At 50.4% G+C, this 8,969-nt stretch carries 9 protein-coding genes; 2 read left to right on the top strand and 7 right to left on the bottom strand.

What is annotated here, in order from left to right:
* A partial coding sequence (locus BVJ53_RS00965) for an LPXTG cell wall anchor domain-containing protein (RefSeq protein ID WP_129300745.1) occupies positions 1–896 on the top strand: 896 nt, incomplete at its 5' end.
* A 224-nt stretch (positions 897–1,120) separates the two neighbouring features.
* On the opposite strand, the gene BVJ53_RS00960 is transcribed toward BVJ53_RS00965, so the two are convergent.
* The gene (locus BVJ53_RS00960; protein ID WP_191983420.1) at positions 1,121–1,288 is read right to left on the bottom strand and encodes a hypothetical protein; all 168 of its coding nucleotides are present in this window, start codon (positions 1,286–1,288) and stop codon (positions 1,121–1,123) included.
* Between the two features lie 85 nt (positions 1,289–1,373).
* Positions 1,374–2,129: a DeoR/GlpR family DNA-binding transcription regulator gene (locus BVJ53_RS00955; protein WP_129300744.1), complete on the bottom strand. Its 756-nt coding sequence runs from the start codon at positions 2,127–2,129 to the stop codon at positions 1,374–1,376.
* Positions 2,130–2,324: 195 nt separating this feature from the next.
* On the opposite strand from BVJ53_RS00955, the gene BVJ53_RS00950 reads away from it, so the two are divergent.
* Positions 2,325–3,131, top strand: a complete 807-nt coding sequence (locus BVJ53_RS00950; RefSeq protein WP_129300743.1) for a class II aldolase/adducin family protein — start codon at positions 2,325–2,327, stop codon at positions 3,129–3,131.
* 330 nt (positions 3,132–3,461) lie between these two features.
* On the opposite strand, the gene BVJ53_RS00945 is transcribed toward BVJ53_RS00950, so the two are convergent.
* The 5 genes from BVJ53_RS00945 to BVJ53_RS00930 are packed head-to-tail and all read right to left on the bottom strand — an operon-like array spanning position 3,462 to position 8,596.
* Entirely contained in the window at positions 3,462–3,899 is a 438-nt protein-coding gene (locus BVJ53_RS00945; RefSeq protein ID WP_129300742.1) for an RbsD/FucU family protein, read from the bottom strand.
* A gap of 15 nt (positions 3,900–3,914) precedes the next feature.
* A complete protein-coding gene (locus tag BVJ53_RS00940) occupies positions 3,915–5,258 on the bottom strand; it encodes a sugar porter family MFS transporter (protein ID WP_238150118.1) in 1,344 nt (447 codons plus the stop codon).
* Between the two features lies 1 nt (position 5,259).
* Complete coding sequence (locus tag BVJ53_RS15275; protein ID WP_238150117.1) at positions 5,260–5,529, bottom strand: hypothetical protein; 270 nt, start codon at positions 5,527–5,529, stop codon at positions 5,260–5,262.
* Between the two features lie 6 nt (positions 5,530–5,535).
* Positions 5,536–6,789 carry a rhamnulokinase gene (locus BVJ53_RS00935; RefSeq protein ID WP_238150116.1) on the bottom strand — a complete coding sequence of 418 codons (1,254 nt, stop codon included), beginning with the start codon at positions 6,787–6,789 and terminating at the stop codon, positions 5,536–5,538.
* A gap of 19 nt (positions 6,790–6,808) precedes the next feature.
* A complete protein-coding gene (locus BVJ53_RS00930) occupies positions 6,809–8,596 on the bottom strand; it encodes an L-fucose isomerase (RefSeq protein WP_129300741.1) in 1,788 nt (595 codons plus the stop codon).
* Positions 8,597–8,969 lie beyond the last annotated feature (373 nt).

Below are 8,969 nucleotides of genomic sequence, written 5' to 3'. Positions count from 1 at the left end.
AAGAAGCGGCCAAAGTTAAACAGGAAATTCAAGATGATCCAACCCTGACAACCGCTGAAAAACAAAAGCAAGCTGCTGATGTTGACCAAGCCTACAAAGATGGTGAAGCTGCCATTGATGCCGCAACCACAGCTGATGACATTAACAAAGCGTTTGATACCGGCAAAGTCAACATCGACAATGCTCACAAACCGGGCACAGCCGTTGATGATCAAAAAGCGGCACAAAAGAAACAGCTTGCTGAAGAAGCGGACAAGGTAAAGCAAGCGATTCAAGACGATTCAACCCTGACGACCGCCGAAAAGAAACAACAGTCAGAAAACGTTGACAAAGCGCTTGTAGACGGCCAAAGGGCAATTGATCAAGCGTCGGATGCCGACAGCATCAATACAGCATTCGTAACCGGTAAAGCTAACATCAACACCCAGCATCAACCTGGCAAGTCGTTAGCAGACCAACGTCAAGCCGCAGTTAACGAAATTGACAAAGAGGCGGCCAAAGTCAAACAGCAAATCGACAACGACCCATTGTTGACCGAAGCAGAAAAAGCCACCCAGAAAGCGCGCGTGGATCACGAAGCCGCATTGGCTAAAGAAGCACTGGCAAAAGCTGGCAATGCTGACGAATTAAATGCCGCGCTTGCTGACGGTATCAAGAATATTGATGCCCAATATGTACCAGGAACACAAAAAGCGCCGGATCCTAAACCGACCCCAGCGCCACTGCCTGGTGATCCGCGACCAACAAGCACACAACCACTGTCAACATCGCGCACATCAACCTCCTCGCTGCCACGAACCAGCGACAAACCAGCAACCGGCTTAGCTGCTCTAGGCGCCTTCCTCCTGAGCATGTTCGGTTTTGCACTGACAGGTAAAAAACGCAAACGCTCCTAAAACAAAATAGGTATCGCCTACAACTCCTCCATGAGTAAAACAACAAGCCTCGCGATCGAGATGTCCGAAACGACACTCGCTCGTGGGGCTTGCTTGGTAATGGCGGCATCAAGGCAATCATAACAATCATTTTCACCGTTCATTTGCATATTTGAAAATAGATGATGTGTGCTTCAAAGTTTCGTTCTGCCACTCTTTTCCTCATTGGCTCAAGCCACAGAAGCTCACCCATCCACTTCCGCTAACTTACCAGCCATCACCTGCTGCAACTGCTTAAGTGAAGCAATGACAACATCCGCGTTCTCACCCAATGCCTTCCGTAAAAAGGCATCGTGTTGGTCAAAATACGCACGAATATGGGCTGCATCGTGTTGCGCTTTAGCTGTTAACACGATCGTTTTATACCGTGCCTCATCCTTTGATGTCCCGGTCCCTTTGTAACCTGCATTTATTTAGACTGCTATTTCCGCCAAGCGATTAAACCAACACCTCAACGCCCGCATCTTCCAAACTTGTCGCCAATGATTGATCCGGTTTGTCATCGGAAACAACGGCTTCCAATTCTTCTTCATGACACAAGCGATAGTAACTTTTGACGTTGTACTTTGAATGATCGCACAGTAAGATCGTTTTCTCCGCGTGTTGCATCATGGCGCGCTTCACGCTGGACTGTTCCTGACTGGACATGAAGACGCCATCGTTGGTCAGTCCGACGCACGACATAAAGAACAGGTTCGCCCGAAAGTTATTGAGAAAACCAATCGCATCATCCCCGATAATCGAGCCGGCACCGTTGCGCAACCTGCCGCCGGTGACAAAGGTCTTGATACGAGGCAGCCCATCAAGTTCGACCGCAACACGCAGCCCATTCGTGATCACGATGACATGGTTGAGTTTGACAAGATATGGCGCCAAAAAAGAGGCCGTTGAACTTGAATCAATGAAAATCGCTTGATTATCGCCAAGAAACACGCTCGCCGTGGCGGCAATCTGGTGCTTTTCATGCGCCCGTTCCTGTCCCCGAAAAAGATACGGCAATTCCAGATTGTCCGGTTTCACCAGTTCCACATAGCCAAAACTGCGATGCACCTTATCCAACCGCTCTAGCGTCATTAGATCCCGGCGCAACGTGGAATTACTGACAAATAACGTTTTTTCCAAATCGGTCGTGCTCACCACTTTTTTATGCTCCAGAATCGTCATGATGCGATTGAGCCTTTCATTCTTAAACACAATATCGTCCCCCTATTCACCCTTACACAGTTTAAATGGCAGAGAAAGCGGTTGCAAGAAATGACGCTTTGTGGCGAATTGTGGCGTTCCTCTGCCGCGTTTTCCGCGCTTTAGCCAGAATATCCGCCAAGCCCCGCTACGATAGCGTTTTCAACTATAATGACGGTAATCAATCATGGAAGGAAGTTATTCAAAATGGAAATGATGTTTCAGGCGGAACGTGATGACCTGGCTCACACAGTCAGAGTCATGTTTGACCGCAAAGATACCAATGTCGCAGGCGGGAATATGTCGGTCAAGGTTTTTGATGAACAGGAACATCCTTACATCCTTATGACCCCGACGTTTATGTCCGAAACTTATTATTCCGAACTGCATCCGGCGCAGATTCTGGTAATCGATGCGGAAACCGGGCAAAAAGTGGATGGTGTCGGGGATGTCACGCGCGAAGTCAACATGCACGAAAAGGCCTACAACGCGCATCCCGGCATTCGCTGCGTCTATCATTCACACGCCGAAGAATCCATGTTCTGGGCCACCGCGGGACTCGACATGCCCAACGTCACCGAAGCCACCCGCGAGCTCGGCCGCATTCGGGTACTGCCATTTGCGCCGGCAACCTCCATGGAACTCGCAGATACCGTGTACACGGCTTTAAAAGAAATCGGCGACAAGGCCATGGAAAATGTCTTCCTATTAGATAGTCACGGGATCCTCATCACCAGCACCGACCTCCACATCGCGGCCCGCATCATGGAAACGTTGGAATGGAACGCCCGCATCGCCTATCAACAAGCCATCTTCATCAAACTAGGCTTACTAGACGACTACCACTCATGCGGCCAAAACTACCACAAACCCTACAAAGAAGTCCCACCCATCGCTGTCCCCGGCATCCCAATCAAAGCCAAGCAAGTCCCACTCCCCAAAAATCCCCAACGCCCAGCCAGCGAAATGCAGCCAGGCGAAGTCACGCCAACCAGCGCTGTAAATGGGCTTTGATTTAGCGCCACTGCCGCTTTATTCCGGTTATGTTAAACAATAACCTGAATGAAGTGGCTTTTTTTAATTCTCCAGCAACAGATCAATCATGCCAAGCCGCAAAAAGACCGAACATCCCCAGTTGGAAATGTTCGGCTATTTTGATTAGTAAAAGTTTCACTTGCTAATTCAAGATGCTGTGAAGACTCCCTAGTGCCAAGGCGGAGCGATCGGAGGCGGTTTGGGGTTCAGCCGTGCTCTCCGCTCTAGCTTCGCGTCGCCAGCCCCAAACCGCCGGAGATCGCGGAGTTTGGCACGACAACCAATCTAAAAGCCTGCCTTTTAGTCTCACTACGCAATAACACCCTTTTTCAAAACCAAGTTCCCGTACAACGCCTGCTCACCCGTCTGGACAATCGCAAAGCATTGCTTGGAATGATCATAAAAGTCAAAGCGCTCCAACGACTTCAAGTGAAACCCCGGAAACGCCTTGGCCAGCTGGGCGCGATACTCGTGCCAAATCGGCGGCTCGCCTTCCGGAACATTTTTGTCGCCAGGCACCACCGCTTGAACAATCGCCTGATAATCCGCGTACGGATCTAGCGGCATCAGCGTCAAAATACCTTCCAACAGCGACGAAATCGTCAACCCATCCGCCCGAATAACGCGTGTATTATTCGTTTTCGCCGGATAATTGGCATCCGCCAGCAAAATCTCATCACCATGCCCCATCTCCATCAGCGCCTCAACCAGCGCCGGTGACAACTGCTTTGGAATATGCTTCAGCATAACTCTACTGCTCCTTTACGCATGCTTCGTTTCCCAGTAATGTTCGATATCTTCCAACGTCCGCCCCTTGGTCTCCAAGACGTTGCGGTGAATATAAACCACCGCCAGCGCCGACAATGCTGCAAAAATGTAAAACACGTTAATGCCCAACGCTTCCAGCATCATCGGGAAAACCAACGAGAGAAGGCCATTAAACAGATACTGCGTAAACGTAATGACTCCCATCCCCAATGCCCGTGCTTTTAACGGGAGGATCTCCGGCACATATGACCAAAAGACCGGTCCCAATCCGAACCCGAAAGCAAAGACATACACGAAGATCGCAATGATCGCAATCGTGGCATCGTTCGACCAAAGACACAACACGATGGCAGGCGGCACTTGACCGGCAAGACTGATTTCCAGTAACTTTTTCCGGCCCAACCGATCAATAAACGGCAGGGACATGAGCGTTGAAATCACCAACGCGCTGCCGACAGCGAAGTCCGCGATGATACTGGCATTGGCCATTCCTAAGTTATGGAAAATCTCAGGTGCGTAATAAACCGCCGCATTAATGCCGGTAAACACCTGGAAAAACGTCAAGGTAAACAGCAGCAACATCGCCGGACGAAAGGCGCCAAACAACTCACGCATCCCAGCTTCTTGGGATTTCAAACTGTCCTGAATATCCTGAATCTCGGTTTCGACTTCATCATCCGTCATCCGAACCCGCTTTAAGACCTTACGCGCTTTTGCCACTTGCTGATCACGAATCAACCATCGCGGGCTTTGCGGCGACAACATCATGCCAATCGCAAAAACCGCAGCCGGAACCGCCCCGAGCCCAAGTGTCCACCGCCAGTTATCTGTTGGCAGGTTGTAAGCCCCCACAGCATAAGCGGCCAGAATCCCGACATTGACACTCAACTGATAAAGCGAGGACATGAGCCCGCGAATATGCGCCGGCGCCAATTCGGAAAGATAGATCAAGCCATACATATTAGCGATCCCTGCCGCTACCCCGAGGACAAACCGGGCAATCATCAACATCATCGTGTCCGTGGATAACGCGCTGAAAACACTGCCGGCGATGAAAATGATCCCGCCAAGAACTAAAACGTTACGCCGTTCGATTTTCTTTTCCATCGCCGTAAACACCACGATGGATGGCAACGCGCCGAATAGCAGAAACGAGACAACCAATCCTTTTTCTGCCGAGTTCAAGCCGAATGCGGTGGTAATCGACGGCAAAGCGAGCGAAATGGCGCCTGAATCGTAGCCATATAGCAACCCTGCAAAGCCGCCCAAAATCGCAAACAGATACACAATCGGTTTTGTTGCCGGTTTGGTGACAGGTTTCTTGGTTTCCATGCCCATATCACTTCGCCTCCGTTTTTGATGGTAAGTCAGCCGGCAATGTTTGACCTTTCGCCACTATCTGCTGGAACGCTTTGAGATGCGCCTCAAGATCCGGCACGGCTTGCGGCTGGATGGTCGTCACGGTATACGACCGCTTCATGGTTGCGGCCACCGCTTCCGGCGTTAATTTTTGCAGCACCAGCAGTTGTGACACGATATTTCCGGTCACGCTGGCTTCGATCGGCCCAGCGCTGACCGGCATCTGGGTCAAATCCGCTGTCAGTTGCACCAACAACTAGTTCTGGATGCCGCCGCCAAACATGTGAATCTTTGTCAACGGCGTCCCAGTGGCTTTTTCCAAGTTGGCAATCGTCTGCCGATACGTCATAGCCAGGCTTTCCAGCACGGTGCGTATCAGCTGACCACGGCTTTGCGGCAGTGGTTGGCCAGTTCGGCGCAAGAAGACTTCAATTTTTTCTTCCATGCGACTCGGGCCGGTGAACAACGGATGATTCGGATCAATGTAGCTATGAAGCGATTCCGCCGTCTGCGCTTCTGCCGTCATTTTGGCAAAATCCACCATCTCGCCTTGATACGACCATTCCCGCTGTAACTCTTGCACAATCCATAAGCCAGTGACGTTTTGTAAAAGACGATTGCTGCCGTCAAAACAGCCTTCATTGGTCAAGCCGGCGTCTTCTGCTTCCAGTGACACAATCGGCTTGGCCGTTTTACGCCCGATGATCGACCATGTGCCGCAACTGATAAAGGCGGTTTGCTGCCAATCTTCCGGTGTCAACGGCAACGCCAACACAGCTGCAGCGGTATCATGACCGACACCGTTAATCACCTGCATATCCTCGTTGAGCTGCAACTCAGCCTGAATCTCCGGACGCAACGGCCCTAACACTGCGCCACCTGTCACCAGCTTGCCGAACCATTTCCTAGGCATGCCAAGCTTCTGCAAAACCGCGTCATTCCAACCACGATCAGCAACATCAAGCAAGCCGCTGGTACTGGCAATCGTAAAGTCCGTCTGTTTGACACCGGTGAAAAAATACTCAATCAGATTCGGCATCATCAACACATCGGCACCTTCACTCAGCAAAAACGGATACCGTTCCACATCGGCAAAAAGCTGTACGTTGGTATTAATCATCGCCGGCTGATTACCTGTCGCCAAAAATAGCTTGCAGGGACTGATGCGCTGGTAAAATGCCTTTTTGACGGCGTCGGTTCGCGAGTCCCGATAACTGTGCGGGGCAAATAGCAACTCACCGCGTTGGCTCAGGATGCCGTAATCAACGCCCCAAGTATCGATGCTCATGCCGTCAATGCGCCCGAGATCACGCCGGGCAATGGCCAATCCATACTTGATTTCCTGGATAATTTTCAGATAATCCCAATACAGATGGCCATTCACTGCCACGGGTTGATTGGAAAAGCGAAATTGCTCTTTTAAGTGAATCTGGTCACCATCAAACTGGCCGGAAATCAAGCGTCCAGAACTTGCGCCCAGATCGACGGCAATTAAATTTGTTATTGCCATGGCTATCACTCATTTCCAGCTATTTGTATAACGGGCCAAAATTCTTGCAGGCATTGAAGTCCGCTGCTTCCAGATTCTCTGTGCCTAGTGACGACCATGCGCGCGGCCGGAAAATATCGGCTTCCGGAACGTTGTGCATATTCACTGGAATCCGCAAAATTGATGCCAAGGTAATCAGATCAGCACCGATATGCCCATAGCTGATGGCCCCGTGGTTGGCACCCCAGTTATCCATCACGTCATAAACCGACTTAAAGGCACCATGACCGGTTAAAATCGGTACGAAGAAGGTGGATGGCCAGCCCGGGTCGGTTCGCTTGTTAATGATATCGAACACATTTTCCGGCAAATCAACGGCGAAACCTTCCGCCAACTGCAATTCTGGGCCAACACCTTTGACCAGATTCAGGCGTGCCATCGTGACCGGCATGCCCTTTTCACCGCCGCGCGTGACATAGTTAGATGAGAAACCGCCGCCGCGGAAGTAGCCAATGTTCGCTGGAATCCACCGCGTATGGTCAAGGTTGGCCTGGGCTTCTTCTTCACTCAAGTCATAGAATGGTTTAATCGCCGGCTGGCTGTCAATCGTCTCCTGACCGGTTGCATCAAGCGTTTGGGCACCAGAGTTAGACAAATGTAAGAAACCATTTTTGGCTAACCCTTCAAGTTTTGTGCCCGTGACACGCTCAACGGCTTCAGGGCTCCAGTAGGTCCGCACATCGGCAAAAATCTGCGGCGTATTGGTTAATAGGTAGTTGAACAACATGGATGTCGCATTCAATGAATCATTTTCGGTCGCAAAAACATGCGGTTGATGAATACCGTTCCAGTCATACTGGGAATTCATGAAGGCTTCCATGTAGTCGCCATTCGGAAAATGATCCGTCCACTGCCGTTGTCCTTGGAACCCAGCTGCAATCGCGTTATGGCCTTCCGCTTCTTCTTTGAAGCCCATGTCAGCCAGTTTCGGATTACCATCCATGAGATCACGGGCAATCATGGTCATTTTCACGCAGGCAACGAGTTGCTCATGCTTTTGCTCGTCGGTAAATTTGTTCGGATCGTCTTCGTTGTAAAGATCCGGACCAATCGGCGTGTTCTTTTCCGCCCATGCCAAGGCCTTTTCGAATTCTTCCTTATCGTAAATGCCTTCGTCCCAGCGGCGAACAATTTCCGTCATGTCCACATACTCGTTCCGCATGCCCAAGTATTCCTGGAAGAAGTCAGGGTTAACCGTCGAGCCGGCAATCCCCATCGCCACATTACCGATCGACAGGTAGCTCTTGTTGCGCATGATCCCCGTTGCCAATGCACCTTTGGCAAAACGAATCAGTTTGGTTTTAACATCGTCAGGAATGCTGATATCGTCGGCATCTTGCACATCATGCCCATAAATACCGAACGCCGGAATGCCCTTTTGCGCGTGCGCTGCCAAAACTGCGGCCAGATAAACCGCGCCTGGACGCTCGGTGCCGTTGAAGCCCCAAATCGCGTGCGGCAGATCCGGCGACATATCCATTGTTTCACTGCCATAGCACCAGCACGGCGTTACGGTAATGGTCCCGCACACCCCGGCGCGATCAAACTTCTCTTTAGACATGGCAGCTTCCTTAACCCCGCCAATCGTCGTGTCAGAAATCACCGTCTGCACCGGCGAGCCATCAGGATACTTCAACGTCGCCGCCAAAAGATCCGCCACCGAATGTGCCATCTTCATCGTCTGGTCTTCCAATGATTCACGAATACCACGCCGCCGACCATCAATCGTCGGACGAATACCAATCTTCGGGAATGTCATGTTTGTCATTTGTTTAGCCTCCAAATGTGCTACTTGTCTAGTTGCCATCTCGTTAATTTCATCAGCTGACTACGGCTTTTATGATAAGCGCTTTCATGTCACGCGCCAAGGGTTGGCAAACTGATTGAAACTTCGTCAAAAAAAGCGCCAATTTTCGTCATAGTTCATCAAGCTTGTGAATTTTTCTTTGCTAAGGTGGGTATACCAAAAGGAAATTATTGGTGGCGTGACCCAATCAGAAACGTGTTGCTGGGGTGTTCATGCTTGGACAACTGATGGCACCTCACTGTATCTTAAATAGACGATTTCTTGATGTGGATTTGCTGATAGTATCGGGAATGTTTATATCACTTTGAAATAAATTATTTAATATAAATTCCTT

It is taken from the genome of Lacticaseibacillus chiayiensis, assembly GCF_004123795.1.
Classification (GTDB): Bacteria; Bacillota; Bacilli; order Lactobacillales; family Lactobacillaceae; genus Lacticaseibacillus; species Lacticaseibacillus chiayiensis.
This window is presented reverse-complemented; position numbering and strand designations above follow the sequence as displayed.